This window comes from Streptomyces sp. NPDC047079 (assembly GCF_040643755.1).
GTDB lineage: Bacteria > Actinomycetota > Actinomycetes > Streptomycetales > Streptomycetaceae > Streptomyces.
The window spans coordinates 25,601-40,435 of the sequence record NZ_JBEYUZ010000009.1; the positions used below are offsets into that span (position 1 = coordinate 25,601).

Here is a 14,835-nt window from a genome sequence, read left to right on the forward strand (position 1 = left end):
CCGGGCGCCGGGGTCAGCGGGCGACGAACAGCGCCTCCGGCCCCACCGGCCGGTAACCGGACGCCTGGAACGCCCGCAGTCGGCGGGCGTGCCCCGCCGACACCTGGGCCCACACCGGCTCGCCCCCGCTCGGCTGCCGCGCCGGCGAGACCGCGCTGAAGGTGACCCCGCGCCGCCGCACCTGGAGTTCGCCTGGGTGGTCGCCGCACCGAGGGCGAGGGCGGGCCGTTAATCTGACCTCCGTCAGTAGGACGGCCGTACGACGGCAAAGGCACCAAGAAGGGGCGGATCGGTGGCGGACATCGAGGAAGCACGCAGGCAGTTCGACCGGATCGACGTGGACGGTGACGGATTCATCACCGCCTCCGAGTTCCGGTCCGCCCTGGCCCAGGGGGGAGACTGGAACGTCACCGAGGCGGTGGCCGAGGCCGTCATCAAGTCCCGCGACCTCAACGGCGACAAGGTCCTGTCGTTCGACGAGTTCTGGACGTACCTGAACAAGTGAGTCCATGACGAAGGGGCGCCCGCCCGGCCAGGGACGGCCGCCCCTCGTCAGCCGTTCGGCCCGAACCAGGAATAGCCCGGACGACCCCTCGGTTGGTGTTCCTCACGAACGCTGTGCAAGCACAGGGACCCCCGGAAGGGCGAGGCGCGTCATGAAGATCGGCATCATCGGGGCGGGCAACATCGGCGGCAACCTCACCCGGAGGCTCACCGCCCTCCGGCACGACGTCTCCGTCGCCAACTCCCGCGGCCCCCACACGCTCACCGCACTGGCCGAGGAGACGGGCGCCACACCCGTCACGGTCGAGGAGGCGGCCCGCGGCGCGGAGGTCGTCGTGATCACGATCCCCGTCAAGGCGGTACCCGACCTGCCGTCCGGGCTGCTGGACGGCGCGGCCGAGGGCGTCGCGGTGATCGACACCGGCAACTACTACCCCAAGGAGCGGGACGGACGGATCCCGGCGATCGAGGACGAGGGCCTCACCGAGAGCCGCTGGACCGAACGGCAGATCGGCCATCCCGTGATCAAGGCCTTCAACGGCACCTACGCCCGGGACATCCTGGACGCCCCCCGCCCGGCCGGCGACCCCGACCGGATGGCGCTCCCGGTCGCGGGCGACGACGAGGCGGCGAAGCGCACGGTGCGGGCCCTGATCGACGAGCTCGGCTTCGACACGGTCGACGCCGGCGGTATCGACGACTCCTGGCGCCAGCAGCCCCCCACTCCTGTCTACGGCCTGAGGGCGGGCGTCGACGCCGTCACCAAGGCCCTGGCGGAGGCGTCCCCCGAGCGCACCCCGGAGTTCCGCGGATAAGCCCGTCCCCACCAACCACCGGGAACGGTCGGCGAGCCACCGGGCGCCTCGCCGACCGGTTCGCCGGGCCCGCCCAGGCGTCAGTCCCGGGTGAGGTGCCGCTCAACGCGGGCCGGTAGGGGCGGGGTCGAGGGCCGGGCGAGCGGTTCAGGCGCTCGTGGCCCACTCCCGGAGGGCGGCCTTGCTCGTGAAGTCGGCGACGTCCTTGTCCACGGGGTCGGAGGTGTACTGGTGGAAGCGCCAGGGCGCCTTGATGCGGGGCTTGCCCGCGGTGACGTAGTCGGCGATCCACAGACCGTCCCCGGCGTAGGAAGTGGTGTCGATCGTGAGCCAGAAGTTGCGATTGGTGTAGAGGATGACGCGGTTGTCCGGCCGGAGCTGCTTCACCTGGCGGATGAAGCGGTCCTTCTCGGCGTTGCTCGCGTGAGTGCCGTCGCCGGTGGTCTCCCAGTCCACGGCCAGCACGTCGCCCGCCCTCTCCGGGGCCTTGGAGACGAAGTACTCGGCCTGGGCCGGGATGTTCCCGGGCCACAGGAAGTGGTAGAAGCCGACCACGCACCCGGCGTCCCGGGCCGTCTTGGTCTGGGCGGTGAGCTTGGGGTTCACATACGAACGCCCCTCCGTCGCCTTGATGAAGACGAAGGAGAGGCCGTCCGTGTCGTAGGCGGATGACTGGTACGCGCTGACGTCGATGCCTCGCAGCATGGGCGCTCCCTGAAGTGCTCGTGGGGGACAGGGATCACTGCCTTGTTCACCCTGGTACCCGGGGTATGCCCCCTCAGCGGAAGCGTCAGCCGCGGTCGGCCACCGAACCGACGTGGTGATGGCCGACCACGACAAGTACCGCTCAGTCCCGTCGTACCAGGAACCGCTCGTCCGCCGAGTCCCCGCACCGTCGCTCCGACGCCTCCGCCCCCTCCTTCGCGTCGGCGACCCCGACGCACCGGCCGCTGCCGACCGCGCGGAACCGGAACCCGTCGCCGACCGGTTCGAGCCGGAAGAGCGTGCCCTGGGTGCAGTCGTTGCGGGGTTCCAGCATCCCCTTGACCGGGCCGGTGTTCAGGACCGTGAGGCAGCCCTTGCCCTCCTGCGGGTGGTGCCACTGGATGCGGTACAGGTTCTCACCGGCCGGTTCGAGATACGTGCGCGGTACGGTCGCCTGCGCGCACGGGAGTTGGACGGCGACGGCGTTCGCGTAGGCCCCCGCGCGGTCGCGGCCGTCGGTGAGGCAGAACTCCGGCGTACGGGCGGGCCGGATGGTGACCCAGCCGCTGAGAGCCGCCGCGCGCTCGTCGCCGGAACCCCCGTCGCCCCCGCCGGGCAGCAGCCACCACAGTCCCAGCCCGACCAGCGGTACGACGCACACGGCGACGAGGACGGCCGTACGGATCCGGCGCGAGGGCGATGACGGCGGCGGCTTCGGGGAGGTCAACTCCTCGGCGCCGGAGCCTGGTCCGGCCTCCACCGGCGTCGGCTCGACCGCCCCCGAGGCGATCCGCTCCCGCGCGTCCAGCCACACCCCGATCCGCTCCCCGTCCCCGCACGCCCTGACGAACGCGGCGAGCACATCGGGCCGGGGCAGGTTCGTCCGCCCCAGGGCGTCCGCCAGCGTGCTGCGCGCCAACGTGTCCCCGTTGCGCGCGGCCTTCACCTCCAACTCGCGGTAGGTCAGCCCCGACCGCTCCTTGAGCCGCCGCATCGACTCGACGAAGCCGGCCGGGTCCCGGGCCTCGTACGGCGACAGATCCCCCAGGTTCCTCATGAACGTCATCCTGCTGCGCCCCCGAAAGCGGGGACAACGCCGGATCCCGCCATGTCCCGCCGTCCGGATCCGCCCCGGACAACTCCCTGACCAGCCCGGACAGCCGTCCCCTGTCCGGGACGGCCGGCACCCCTTGCCCCGCGCCGCCGCCGATCAGCAGTCTCGGTGACGCCCCGCCGGACAGCGAGCCGGACCGGGCACCACCCACCGACCACGAACGAGGAGCATCTCCATGCGCATCCGCCGACTCCTGGCGACCGCCGGTCTCAGCACGGCCCTCGCCCTCGGCGCCACCGCCTTCCCCGCGGTCGCCGCCCCCACCGTGACCGCCTCCTACCCGTCCTCCTGCAGCGGCTGGACCGACTGGTACGCCGGCCACGGCCGCGGACACCTCAACTGCGCCGGCGCGGGCCGCGACATCAGGGTCACGGTCGAGTGCGGCGGCGGCGTCGCCAAGCGCAGCGCCATCGGCTACGAGTACGCCAAGGCCGACTGCCCCCGGGGTCTCGGCGCGACCGGCCTGAGCGGACGGTTCGTCTAGGGCCGGACCTGCCCCACAGGGAAGGGCAGGTCCGGCCTCCGGCCCTCTCACGCCCCCCGTTACCGGCCTTGGTACTGGTGGGCTCTCGTGTGAGGTACGGGAAATCCCGGTGAGAGTGATCACGGTGCGGCAGGGCCCGGCAGATCCGTCTGCCGGGCCCTGCCGTTGTCCGTTGCCGGGTGTCACCGGCGGGGGCGCCGGCGGAGGAACATTCCCACCTTGCCTACCTTGCGGATCCCGATCCGGTCGGGGCCGTCCGGATCAGCCGACATCGGCGGCGCTAGGGTCCACCCGGCCCAGGGCGTCACCACTCTGACAGTCGGTCCGACGCCCCGCACCACGCGAACACATCCATGAGCGGGGAAGGCGTCCGTTCCGGAACGTGCGGGTCAGGGCCTGTCTGCTCAGCACTCGATGATGTTCACCGCGAGCCCGCCGCGGGCGGTCTCCTTGTACTTCACGCTCATGTCGGCGCCGGTCTCCTTCATCGTCTTGATGACCTTGTCGAGGGAGACCTTGTGCGAGCCGTCGCCGCGCATCGCCATGCGGGCCGCCGTGACGGCCTTGACCGCTGCCATGCCGTTGCGCTCGATGCACGGGATCTGGACCAGGCCGCCGACCGGGTCGCAGGTCAGTCCGAGGTTGTGCTCCATGCCGATCTCGGCCGCGTTCTCCACCTGCTCGGGGGTGCCGCCGAGCACCTCCGCCAGCGCGCCCGCCGCCATCGAGCAGGCCGAGCCGACCTCGCCCTGGCAGCCGACCTCCGCGCCGGAGATGGACGCGTTCTCCTTGAAGAGCATGCCGATCGCGCCCGCGGCGAGCAGGAAGCGGACCACCCCGTCCTCGTCCGCGCCGGGCACGAAGTTGATGTAGTAGTGCAGCACCGCCGGGATGATGCCCGCGGCGCCGTTCGTCGGTGCCGTGACGACCCGGCCGCCCGCCGCGTTCTCCTCGTTCACCGCCATCGCGTAGAGCGTGATCCACTCCATCGCGCGGGCCAGCGGGTCGCCCTCGGCGCGCAGTTGGCGCGCGGTGACGGCCGCGCGGCGGCGCACCTTCAGACCGCCCGGCAGAATGCCCTCCCGCGACAGGCCGCGCGCCACGCATCCCTGCATGACCCGCCATATCTCCAGCAGGCCCCCGCGGATCTCGTCCTCCGTGCGCCAGGACAGCTCGTTCTCCAGCATCAGCGAGGAGATGGACAGACCCGTCTCCTTCGTCAGGCGCAGCAGCTCGTCCCCGGTGCGGAAGGGGTACTTCAGGACCGTGTCGTCGAGCTTGATGCGGTCCGCGCCCACCGCGTCCTCGTCGACGACGAAGCCGCCGCCCACCGAGTAGTACGTCTTGGTGAGCAGCTCGGCCCCCGAGGCGTCGTACGCCCACAGGGTCATGCCGTTCGCGTGGTACGGGAGTGCCTTGCGGCGGTGCAGCACCATGTCGTCGTCGAAGGAGAACGCGATCTCGTGCTCACCCAGCAGGCGGATACGGCCGGATGTCTTGATGTTCTCCACCCGCTGGTCGGCCCCCTCCACGTCCACCGTGCGCGGCGAGGAGCCCTCCAGCCCGAGCAGCACCGCCTTGGGGGTGCCGTGGCCGTGGCCGGTGGCGCCGAGGGAGCCGTACAGCTCCGCGCGCACGGACGCGGCCGAATCCAGCAGGCCCTCGTTGCGCAGGCGGTGGGCGAACATGCGCGCCGCGCGCATCGGGCCGACCGTGTGGGAGCTGGACGGGCCGATGCCGATCGAGAACAGGTCGAAGACCGAGATGGCCACGGGGACTCCTCAATACGGGGGTGGTGCAGGGGCCGGCCGGGCACCGCGCTCCTTTCCAGTGTGCGCGGTGCCGGCCGGAAGGTGACTTACTTGGCGAGGCCCGGGTACAGCGGGTGCTTGTCGGCCAGGGCCTTCACCCGGGCCTTCAGCGCCTTGGCGTCGTAGGACGGCTTCAGCGCCTCGGCGATGACGTCCGCGACCTCGGCGAAGTCCTCGGCCGTGAAGCCGCGGGTCGCCAGGGCCGGCGTGCCGATCCTGAGGCCCGAGGTGACCATCGGGGGGCGCGGGTCGTTCGGGATCGCGTTGCGGTTGACCGTGATGCCGACCTCGTGGAGGCGGTCCTCGGCCTGCTGCCCGTCCAGCTCGGAGTCACGCAGGTCGACCAGGACGAGGTGCACGTCGGTGCCGCCGGACAGGACGTCCACGCCCACGGCCCTGACGTCGTCCTGGACCAGACGCTCGGCGAGGATACGGGCGCCGTCCAGCGTCCGCCGCTGCCGCTCCTTGAAGTCCTCGCTCGCCGCGACCTTGAAGGCGACCGCCTTGGCCGCGATCACATGCTCCAGCGGACCGCCCTGCTGCCCCGGGAAGACCGCGGAGTTGATCTTCTTGGCCAGCTCGGCCGTGGACAGGATCACGCCACCGCGCGGGCCGCCCAGCGTCTTGTGGGTGGTGGTGGTGACGACGTGGGCGTGCGGGACCGGGTTCGGGTGCAGGCCCGCGGCCACCAGCCCGGCGAAGTGCGCCATGTCGACCATGAGGTATGCGCCGACCTCGTCCGCGATCCTGCGGAAGGCGGCGAAGTCCAGCTGCCGCGGGTAGGCCGACCAGCCCGCGACGATCAGCTTCGGGCGGTTCTCCTTGGCGAGGCGCTCGACCTCGTCCATGTCGACGGTGCCGTCGTCGCCCACGTGGTACGCGACCACGTTGTAGAGCTTGCCGGAGAAGTTGATCTTCATACCGTGGGTCAGGTGCCCGCCGTGCGCGAGGTTCAGACCCATGATCGTGTCGCCGGGCCGGAGCAGCGCGAACATCGCGGCGGCGTTGGCCTGCGCACCGGAGTGCGGCTGCACATTGGCGTGCTCGGCGCCGAAGAGCGCCTTGACGCGGTCGATGGCGATCTGCTCGACCACGTCGACGTGCTCACAGCCGCCGTAGTAGCGGCGGCCCGGGTAGCCCTCGGCGTACTTGTTGGTGAGGACCGAGCCCTGGGCCTCCATGACCGCCACCGGGGCGAAGTTCTCCGAGGCGATCATCTCGAGGGTGGACTGCTGGCGGTGCAGCTCGGCGTCGACGGCGGCGGCGACATCCGGGTCGAGCTCGTGCAGGGGCGTGTTCAGAATCGACATGTATACGGTTCCTCAGCTGCCGGAGAACTCGGTGTACTCGTCCGCGGAGAGCAGGTCGGCCGGCTCCTCCGTGACGCGCACCCGGAACAGCCAGCCGCCCTCGAAGGGAGCGGAGTTCACCAGCGACGGGTCGTCCACCACATCCTCGTTGATCTCCGTGACCTCGCCGGAGACCGGGGAGTAGAGGTCGCTGACCGACTTGGTCGACTCCAGCTCGCCGCAGGTCTCGCCCGCGGTCACCGTGTCACCGACCTCCGGGAGCTGGACGAACACGACATCGCCGAGCGCGTTGGCCGCGTGCTCCGTGATGCCGACCGTCGCGACGCCGTCCTCGGCGGCCGACAGCCACTCGTGCTCCTTGCTGTAACGCAGCTGCTGGGGGTTGCTCATGGCCTGAATTCTCCTGTACGCGGGGGAGTGGTGGTGTAGGGGGTACTGCTGAAGACGCTGGTGAGCAGGGCGGACGGGTGCGACGTCACGTCCGGCCCGGGCCCAGTGTCTACTTCCGACGCTTGTAGAACGGCAGTGCCACGACCTCGTACGGCTCATGGCTGCCCCGGATGTCCACCGCGACCCCGGCGGCGCCGGGCGCGGAGTGCGCGGCGTCGACGTACGCCATCGCGATCGGCCGGCCCAGCGTGGGGGAGGGGGCACCGGAGGTGACCTCGCCGATCACCTCGCCGCCGGCGACGACCGGGTATCCGGCGCGCGGGATGCGACGGCCCTCGGCGACCAGGCCGACGAGGACGCGCGGCGGGTTCTTCTCCGCGCGCTCGGCGGCCTCGAGGAGCGCGGCGCGCCCCACGAAGTCGCCCTCCTTCTCGAACTTGACGACCCGGCCGAGCCCGGCGTCGAAGGGGGTCAGTGAGGTGGTCAGCTCGTGCCCGTACAGCGGCATGCCCGCCTCCAGGCGCAGCGTGTCCCGGCAGGACAGGCCGCAGGGGACCAGTCCGGCCGGCGCGCCCGCCTCGGTCAGCGCCCGCCACAGCTTCTCGGCGTGCTCGGGTGCGACGAACAGCTCGAAGCCGTCCTCACCGGTGTAGCCGGTTCGGGCGATGAGCACCGGGACGCCCGCGACCGTGCCGGGCAGCCCCGCGTAGTACTTCAGGCCGTCCAGGTCGGCTTCGGTCAGGGACTTCAGGACGCCGGGGGACTCCGGGCCCTGGACGGCGATGAGCGCGTAGGCGTCCCGGTCGTCGCGCACCTCGGCGTCGAAGCCCGCGGACCGCTCCACGAGCGCGTCCAGGACCACCTGGGCGTTGGAGGCGTTGGCGACGACCATGTACTCCCGCTCACCGAGCCGGTACACGATCAGGTCGTCCAGGATGCCGCCGTCCGCGCGGCAGATCATGGTGTAGCGGGCGCGGCCGACGCCGACGGAGCCGATGTTGCCGACCAGCGCGTGGTCGAGAAGCCGCGCCGCCTCGGGACCGGTCACCGCGATCTCGCCCATGTGCGAGAGGTCGAAGAGGCCCGCCTTGGTTCGGACGGCGACGTGCTCGTCGCGCTCGGAGCCGTACCGCAGGGGCATGTCCCAGCCCGCGAAGTCGGTCATCGTGGCGCCGAGCGAACGATGCAGGGCATCGAGCGCGGTACGGCGCAGGGGGCTGCTGCTCATGGGTTGTGCTCCCAGGGCGATGGGGTCCCCGCGCGCGAGCGAAGCAGGGCGTGGGGGAGGACGAGGTCGTTCCTCCCCATCTGTCATCGGAACCTGAGAGGTTCGCCATGACGTCGCGGGGCGGATCGTCACGGCTTGCACCTTGGGTGGAGCCACCTGAAGCGGCCCGCTTTCCAGATGTGCCTCGCCCGCGCGGTATCGGGGCCTGAGAGATTCAAGGGAGGGACTTGCTCCTTCGGCGCCCGGGCAGCCGTACGGAAGAGGTACGGACCCGGGACTCTCCCGCGCGGATTCAAGCGGCCGGTATGCAGTTGGCGGGCACATCATTGCACGCCTCGTCCGATCGTGGCAGGGCCGCATCTGTAACCGGCTTGTGGCGCTACGAGAACGGAATCACGAGAGACCGCGCATTACCTTCTCTTTACACTCGACGGGGATGGGACTTCCTGACCCCCAGGGGAGGACGATCACGGTGAACAGGACGACGGCGTACGCGACGACCTCGGGCATCGCGGTGCCCGGGCAGCCGGGCTCCCCGGCCCGTCAGGCCCACCGGCCGCCGCGGGCGGCCACGGTGCGCGACCTGCGCGACCACGCCGGGCGCGGCACCCGGGGGCTCACCTTCGGCACGAGCGACATCGTCGTGATCACGGGTCTGCCCGGCAGCGGCAAGTCCACTCTCATGCGCCGTGCCGTGCGCGGCGCGCGGATCGATTCCCAGGACGTCCGCGACCGCTGGGACGCGCGCCTGTCCCGCTTCCTGCCCTACGCGGTCTACCGCCCCCTGGTCCGCCTCGCCCACTACGCCGGCCTGCGCCGCGCCCTGCGGTCCGGCACAGGCGTCGTCGTCCATGACTGCGGTGCGCAGACCTGGGTGCGCAGCTGGCTGGCCCGGTCGGCCCGCCGTCGAGGCGGCACCCTCCACCTGCTCGTGCTCGACGTCACCGTGGACACGGCCCTGGCGGGCCAGCGCGAGCGCGGCCGGGGCGTCTCGTGGTACGCGTTCCTCAGGCATCGCAAGGCCACCCGCCGACTGCTGGGCAGCGTCGAGCGGGGCACCGTCCCGGACGGCTGCGGCTCGGTGGTGCTCCTGGACCGGGAAGCGGCGGACGTCCTGCGCCGTATCGACTTCGCGGATTGAGCCACCTCGGCTCGGCGGGCTGGGCCACCTCGGCTCGGCGGGCTGGGCCACCTCGGCTCGGCGGGCTGGGCCACCTCGGCTCGGCGGATTGAGCCACCTCGGCTCGGCGAGCCGAGCCGTGCCGGTTCGTGGACTGCGCAGAGTGGCCCGGCCCCGTACCGGTTAGCCTTTCCGGTCTCAGCAGCGGTTCTTCAGCAGGTGGTAGCAGATGGACTTCCCGGCGGACCTTCCCGCGGACTTCCCCGCACAGGCACATCCCCATCCGCACGGCGGATGGCCGGGCAACGAGCTGGAGGAGGTCCTCTCCGCCTCGCTCGGGGTCCCCTCGGCCGGCGGCCGGATCGTCGAGGTCCTCGGCCGCAGCTTCCTGTGGGTGCCGCTGCCGAGCGGCGGTGGCCCGCACAGCGGCCCGCTCGACCTGCCCGCGACGGAGATCGAGGGGCAGGCGTACGTCCCGGTGTTCAGCTCCGAGGAGCAGTTCCGCCAGGTCGTGGGCAACCACATGGCGTACACCATCGCGCCCGCCGTCGAGTTCGCCCGAGGGCTGCCCCCGCAGATCGGCATCGCGGTCAACCCGGGCGGCGTGGTCGGGGTGCCGCTGCCGCCGGACGCGGTGGCCGAGCTGTGCCGCGCCGGGCGCACCCCGCTGGACGGTCCCGTGAGTGGCGGGCGGGTCCGGCTGTTCGAGCCCGACTGGCAGGACGACCCGGTGGACTTCCTCGCCGCCGCGTCGGCCGAGTTCGCGGCGACCGGGGTGGTGCTCACCGCGCGCCGCTGCCTGGCCGCGATCGAGACCGCCGACCCCGTGATGTTCATCGGTGTCGAACTCTCCTCCTGGGACGGCGACATACGCGCGCTCCCGCTGGAGGCGCTCGGCCGGGCGCTCGGCAAGGCGCCGGTGGAGACGCCCGTGAACATGGTGTTCCTGGATGTGGCCCAGGACCCGGTCGGAGAGTGGCTGCGGGAGCGGGTGCGGCCGTTCTACCAGCAGGGTTACTGAGCCGCCCGCGCCCGTGGGGCACGGTGCCGGGACGACCTCGGGCGGCGCGCGTCGAGTGCTGTCAGGATGGCGCCTTAACCTGGTTTCATGGCCGGGACGGAGCGAGCCCGCTTCCGGCCGGAGGCCCCGGCCCACGGCGCGGCCGCACGCGGGGGGATGCGGTGTCCTGCGGACGGGGGACAATGGCCCGGTCGGGGTTGCGCGGCCGAAAACCGTGCACACCGCACCGAAGGTCTCCGTCAGGGTTGTCAGGCTTGTCGTGAAGGGGCGGTAGAGGGTGAGCGCGTCGGGCACGGCCGCGGCCGGGCAGGTCGAGCAGATGCTGCGCCAGGTGACGCCCGGGCGTTTCGACGCCTACGAGGCGCTGCTGCGCGTACTCGCGACGCCGTCGTCCGGCCAGGTCTGGATGCTGCTCTGGCACGGCCAGGCCGGCTCGCCCGACGCCCAGTACGGAAACATGGAGGTGAACGGCTACGGCTACGCGCCCTGCGTCACCTCCGCCCAGGAACTCTCCGCCAGCGGCTGGAGCCGCTCGTACGAGGTGGTCGACGCCCTCGATGTGGCCCGCACCCTCTACCCGGACCACTACGGCCTCTGGCTGAACCCGCACGCTCCCGGCGGCGGAGTCGGCATCCCCTGGCTGGACCTGCGCCGCATCGCGACCGGCCTCGAGCGTCAGCCCGCCGGTCCGCTCCGGCTCGCCGAACCGGCCATCGAGATCCCGCAGTTCTACGCCCTGCTCACACAGAACGCGCACCGCACGCCCGCCGTCCGCTCGCTGCGCCGCGCCTGGGTGCAGCCCGCCCTCGGCGCGCCCTACCTGGCGATCGGCCTGGACGTCTACGACACCTCCCCGCCCGCCGTCGACTCGGTGCGCGCGATGATGCAGCAGTCCGTCGTGGCGGTGCCGGAGGGGCTGCCGGTGTCGACCGTGGCGATGTCCGACGAGTACGACCCGGTCGCGATGTGGCTCCGCGCCAGCGCCCGCCCGTTCTACGACCGTGAGGCCCACGCCTCCCCGGCCCAGGCTCCGGCGGCCGGGGGATACGGCTACCCGCCGGTGCGCGGCGCCTACTGACGCGGACCAGGCCTGGTGGGTAACCGGGCCGTCCGGGTGCCGGTCATGTCCGGTGGCAGCGGCTCATCTTCGCGCGTAGATGCGGGAGGTTGGTCCGAGTCTCGTGCGGTCTGCCCCAGTTGGCGGGTGTCCGCACCCCGTTACCCAACGTCCGGATAACGGAACCCCCCTACCCGTATCACGTTTACGCATCCATTCACCGTCAAGTCTGGCAACGGATCGCCGAAGCGTTGAAGACTCCCGCTTCAAGGGGTTCGCCCCCTGTGTACGACGGACTGATCATGCCGCCGACCGCGGCAAGTGCGGGCCGGTCAACGCCGGTTGAGAGGGGTCCCTGCCAGATGACGGCACCATTGCACGAGCCGACCGCGGAAGCGGCACCGAGTGCTGCCGAGGAAGCGGCCGTAGCCAGTGCTGACGCGAAGGCTGTACAGGGACGTTCCCTGGGCCGTATCGCCTGGGAGCGCCTCAAGCGGGACAAGCTCGCCCTCGCGGGTGGCATCGTCGTGCTCGTGCTGATCCTGATGGCGGTCCTCGCCCCCGTGATCACGAACCTGATCGGGCAGGATCCCGACGCGTACCACGAGAACCTGATCGACCCGCTGTTCGGCACGCCCAAGGGGTCTTTGGGCGGCATCAGCGGCGACCACCTCCTGGGCGTGGAACCGGTCAACGGCCGCGACATCTTCGCCCGCATCGTCTACGGCGCACAGATCTCGCTCCTCGTGGGCTTCCTCTCGGCGCTGGTCGCCGTCGTCCTCGGCACCGTGCTCGGCATCCTCGCCGGCTTCTTCGGCGGCTGGGTCGACTCGGTGATCAGCCGGATCATGGACGGTCTGCTGGCCTTCCCGCAGCTGCTGTTCATCATCGCGCTGGTCTCGGTCATACCGACCCAGATGCTGGGGCTGACCGGCACAGGCGTGCGCATCTTCGTGATGATCCTGGTCATCGGGTTCTTCGGCTGGCCCTACGTCGGACGTGTGGTGCGCGGCCAGACGCTCTCGATGCGCGAGCGCGAGTACGTCGAGGCGGCGCGCTCCCTCGGCGCAGGCCGGTTCTACATCCTCTTCAAGGAACTGCTGCCCAACCTCGTGGCGCCGATCATCGTGTACACGACGATGATGATCCCGACCAACATCCTCACCGAGGCGGCGCTCAGCTTCCTTGGCGTGGGCGTGAAGCCGCCCACGGCCTCCTGGGGCCAGATGCTCTCGAACGCGATCGACTACTACGACTCGGACCCCACGTACATGGTGGTCCCCGGCGTGGCGATCTTCATCACCGTGCTTGCCTTCAACCTCTTCGGCGATGGCGTGCGCGACGCGCTGGACCCCAAGGGCTCCCGCTGAACTGCCGTACCCCCAGCGACCCGTGGCACACGCACGGGGTCTCTCATCTATCCGGAGGATCCGAGATCGTGACTACCCAACGCACCTCAGGGCGGCGCAAGCAGGCCGTGGCCGCTGCGGCCGTGGTCGCCGCGCTGCTGACCACGGCGGCGTGCGGCGGCGGTGACAGCGGCAACGACTCGAAGAACGGCGCCGCCGGCTTCGACGCGGCGAACAACAAGGTCGCCCAGGCCTCGCTGGCCAAGAAGGGCGGCGAGCTGAAGTTCGCGAGCGCGCAGGACGCCGACTCGTGGGACACCACGCGTGGCTACTACGGCATGGCGTGGAACTTCATGCGCTACTACAGCCGTCAGCTGGTCACCTACAAGACCGAGCCGGGCAAGGCGGGCGCCGACCTCCAGCCGGACCTCGCCACCGACATGGGCAAGGTCTCGGACGGCGGCAAGACCTACACCTTCACCCTGCGTGACGGGCTCACCTGGGAGGACGGCAAGCCGCTGACCGCCCAGGACGTCAAGTACGGCATCGAGCGCGCCTGGGCGCAGGACGTCCTCTCGGGCGGCCCGCTCTACCTGAAGAACGTGCTCGACCCCAAGAACGCGTACAAGGGCCCCTACAAGGACACCTCCAAGGACCACCTGGGCCTGAAGGCGATCGAGACGCCCGACGCGAAGACGGTCGTCTTCCACCTGCCGGCGCCCAACTCGGACTTCCTCCAGATGATCGCGCTGCCCTCGGCGTCCCCGGTCCGCCAGGACAAGGACACCAAGTCCAAGTACGCGCTCCACCCCTTCTCCTCGGGCCCGTACAAGTTCCAGTCGTACTCGCCGGGCAAGGACCTCGTCCTCGTCCGCAACACCAACTGGAAGCAGTCCTCGGACCCGGTCCGCAAGGCGTACCCGGACAAGGTCAGCATCAAGTTCTTCACCAACGCCAACGACCTGGACCAGCGCCTGATCGCCGGCGACTACGACCTGGACCTCAACCAGACGGGACTGTCGCCGCAGGGCCGCACCATCGCCCTGAAGCAGCACAAGGACAACCTGGACAACCCGGTCTCCGGCTACATCCGTTACGCGGTCTTCCCGCAGAGCGTGAAGCCCTTCGACAACATCCACTGCCGCAACGCGGCAATCTACGGCGCCGACCACGTGTCCCTCCAGACCGCGCGCGGTGGCCCGATCGCCGGTGGTGACATCGGCACCAACATGCTGCCGCCGTCCGTGCCGGGCGCCGAGGGCCAGAAGTACGACCCGTTCCAGCTCGCCACGGCGAACAAGAACGGCAACGTGGCCAAGGCCAAGGAAGAGCTGAAGGCCTGCGGCAAGCCGAGCGGCTTCAGCACCACCATCGCCGTCCGCAACAACAAGCCGGTCGAGGTGGCCACCGCCCAGTCCCTTCAGGCGTCGCTGAAGAAGGTCGGCATCACCGCCCAGATCGACCAGTACGACGGCTCGCAGACCACCGGCATCATCGGTAGCCCCGACAACGTGAAGAAGAAGAACTACGGCATCATCATCATGGGCTGGGGCCCGGACTTCCCGTCCGTCCAGGGCTACGGTCTGCCGCTGTGGAACAGCTCCTACATCGCGCAGAGCGGTAACAACAACTACGCCCTGATCAAGGACAAGACGATCGACGGGCTGTTCGACCAGTACACCAAGGCGACGGACACCTCGCAGCAGGCCCAGATCGCCACGCAGATCAACCACAAGGTCATGGAGGGCGGCTACTACCTGCCCTTCGTCTTCGAGAAGTTCATCAACTGGCGCTCGAACCGGCTGGCGAACGTGTACACGACCAACGCGTACAGCGGTGAGTACGACTTCGTCAACCTGGGCCTGAAGTCCGCGAAGTAAACCCCGGCACACCCGCCGAACGGCACGAAAGGCAGGTGAAGGCCGGC

At 70.5% G+C, this 14,835-nt stretch carries 14 protein-coding genes, 1 pseudogene and 1 riboswitch; of the genes and pseudogenes, 8 read left to right on the forward strand and 7 right to left on the reverse strand.

Annotated elements, in window-relative coordinates; translation table 11 throughout:
• Nucleotides 1–13: 13 nt before the first annotated feature.
• Nucleotides 14–142: pseudogene (locus ABZ823_RS14535) on the reverse strand (GNAT family N-acetyltransferase); the annotation flags it as partial.
• 150 nt (nucleotides 143–292) lie between these two features.
• Here ABZ823_RS14535 and ABZ823_RS14540 point away from each other — a divergent pair.
• Entirely contained in the window at nucleotides 293–505 is a 213-nt protein-coding gene (locus ABZ823_RS14540) for an EF-hand domain-containing protein (RefSeq protein ID WP_361658814.1), read from the forward strand.
• Between the two features lie 4 nt (nucleotides 506–509).
• The gene (locus ABZ823_RS14545) at nucleotides 510–1,319 is read left to right on the forward strand and encodes an NAD(P)-binding domain-containing protein (protein WP_361658817.1); all 810 of its coding nucleotides are present in this window, start codon (nucleotides 510–512) and stop codon (nucleotides 1,317–1,319) included.
• Nucleotides 1,320–1,466: 147 nt separating this feature from the next.
• Here ABZ823_RS14545 and ABZ823_RS14550 read toward each other — a convergent pair whose 3' ends face one another.
• Nucleotides 1,467–2,024 carry a glycoside hydrolase family 25 protein gene (locus tag ABZ823_RS14550; protein ID WP_361658820.1) on the reverse strand — a complete coding sequence of 186 codons (558 nt, stop codon included), beginning with the start codon at nucleotides 2,022–2,024 and terminating at the stop codon, nucleotides 1,467–1,469.
• A gap of 142 nt (nucleotides 2,025–2,166) precedes the next feature.
• Entirely contained in the window at nucleotides 2,167–3,081 is a 915-nt protein-coding gene (locus ABZ823_RS14555) for an XRE family transcriptional regulator (RefSeq protein ID WP_361658823.1), read from the reverse strand.
• A gap of 232 nt (nucleotides 3,082–3,313) precedes the next feature.
• Between ABZ823_RS14555 and ABZ823_RS14560 the strand changes: the two genes are divergently transcribed.
• A complete protein-coding gene (locus tag ABZ823_RS14560) occupies nucleotides 3,314–3,622 on the forward strand; it encodes a hypothetical protein (RefSeq protein WP_361658825.1) in 309 nt (102 codons plus the stop codon).
• Nucleotides 3,623–4,026: 404 nt separating this feature from the next.
• On the opposite strand, the gene ABZ823_RS14565 is transcribed toward ABZ823_RS14560, so the two are convergent.
• From ABZ823_RS14565 to gcvT, 4 genes are all read right to left on the reverse strand, one after another.
• Nucleotides 4,027–5,394 carry an L-serine ammonia-lyase gene (locus ABZ823_RS14565; protein WP_361658828.1) on the reverse strand — a complete coding sequence of 456 codons (1,368 nt, stop codon included), beginning with the start codon at nucleotides 5,392–5,394 and terminating at the stop codon, nucleotides 4,027–4,029.
• Nucleotides 5,395–5,480: 86 nt separating this feature from the next.
• A complete protein-coding gene (glyA, locus tag ABZ823_RS14570; protein WP_361658831.1) occupies nucleotides 5,481–6,743 on the reverse strand; it encodes a serine hydroxymethyltransferase in 1,263 nt (420 codons plus the stop codon).
• Between the two features lie 12 nt (nucleotides 6,744–6,755).
• Nucleotides 6,756–7,133 carry a glycine cleavage system protein GcvH gene (gene gcvH, locus ABZ823_RS14575; protein WP_361658833.1) on the reverse strand — a complete coding sequence of 126 codons (378 nt, stop codon included), beginning with the start codon at nucleotides 7,131–7,133 and terminating at the stop codon, nucleotides 6,756–6,758.
• Nucleotides 7,134–7,242: 109 nt separating this feature from the next.
• Complete coding sequence (gcvT, locus tag ABZ823_RS14580) at nucleotides 7,243–8,361, reverse strand: glycine cleavage system aminomethyltransferase GcvT (RefSeq protein WP_361658836.1); 1,119 nt, start codon at nucleotides 8,359–8,361, stop codon at nucleotides 7,243–7,245.
• Between the two features lie 183 nt (nucleotides 8,362–8,544).
• Nucleotides 8,545–8,656: riboswitch (glycine riboswitch) on the reverse strand.
• Between the two features lie 171 nt (nucleotides 8,657–8,827).
• Here gcvT and ABZ823_RS14585 point away from each other — a divergent pair.
• From ABZ823_RS14585 to ABZ823_RS14605, 5 genes are all read left to right on the forward strand, one after another.
• On the forward strand, nucleotides 8,828–9,502 hold the full coding sequence (locus tag ABZ823_RS14585; protein WP_361659322.1) for an AAA family ATPase: 675 nt from the start codon (nucleotides 8,828–8,830) through the stop codon (nucleotides 9,500–9,502).
• 208 nt (nucleotides 9,503–9,710) lie between these two features.
• Nucleotides 9,711–10,502 (forward strand): enhanced serine sensitivity protein SseB, encoded by a 792-nt coding sequence (locus ABZ823_RS14590; protein ID WP_361658839.1) that lies wholly within the window; start codon nucleotides 9,711–9,713, stop codon nucleotides 10,500–10,502.
• 277 nt (nucleotides 10,503–10,779) lie between these two features.
• Nucleotides 10,780–11,580 carry an enhanced serine sensitivity protein SseB C-terminal domain-containing protein gene (locus tag ABZ823_RS14595; protein WP_361658841.1) on the forward strand — a complete coding sequence of 267 codons (801 nt, stop codon included), beginning with the start codon at nucleotides 10,780–10,782 and terminating at the stop codon, nucleotides 11,578–11,580.
• A gap of 341 nt (nucleotides 11,581–11,921) precedes the next feature.
• Entirely contained in the window at nucleotides 11,922–12,929 is a 1,008-nt protein-coding gene (locus ABZ823_RS14600; RefSeq protein WP_361658844.1) for an ABC transporter permease, read from the forward strand.
• A gap of 68 nt (nucleotides 12,930–12,997) precedes the next feature.
• Nucleotides 12,998–14,788 (forward strand): ABC transporter substrate-binding protein, encoded by a 1,791-nt coding sequence (locus ABZ823_RS14605; protein WP_361658847.1) that lies wholly within the window; start codon nucleotides 12,998–13,000, stop codon nucleotides 14,786–14,788.
• Nucleotides 14,789–14,835: the final 47 nt, after the last annotated feature.

Coding starts and splice junctions, on each gene's coding strand:
- ABZ823_RS14560 (WP_361658825.1), top strand. CDS start 3,314: ATGCGCATCCGCCGACTCCTGGCGACCGCCGGTCTCAGCACGGCCCTC.
- gcvH (WP_361658833.1), bottom strand. CDS start 7,133: ATGAGCAACCCCCAGCAGCTGCGTTACAGCAAGGAGCACGAGTGGCTG.
- ABZ823_RS14550 (WP_361658820.1), bottom strand. CDS start 2,024: ATGCTGCGAGGCATCGACGTCAGCGCGTACCAGTCATCCGCCTACGAC.
- glyA (WP_361658831.1), bottom strand. CDS start 6,743: ATGTCGATTCTGAACACGCCCCTGCACGAGCTCGACCCGGATGTCGCC.
- ABZ823_RS14545 (WP_361658817.1), top strand. CDS start 510: ATGACGAAGGGGCGCCCGCCCGGCCAGGGACGGCCGCCCCTCGTCAGC.
- ABZ823_RS14600 (WP_361658844.1), top strand. CDS start 11,922: ATGACGGCACCATTGCACGAGCCGACCGCGGAAGCGGCACCGAGTGCT.
- ABZ823_RS14555 (WP_361658823.1), bottom strand. CDS start 3,081: ATGAGGAACCTGGGGGATCTGTCGCCGTACGAGGCCCGGGACCCGGCC.
- ABZ823_RS14590 (WP_361658839.1), top strand. CDS start 9,711: ATGGACTTCCCGGCGGACCTTCCCGCGGACTTCCCCGCACAGGCACAT.
- gcvT (WP_361658836.1), bottom strand. CDS start 8,361: ATGAGCAGCAGCCCCCTGCGCCGTACCGCGCTCGATGCCCTGCATCGT.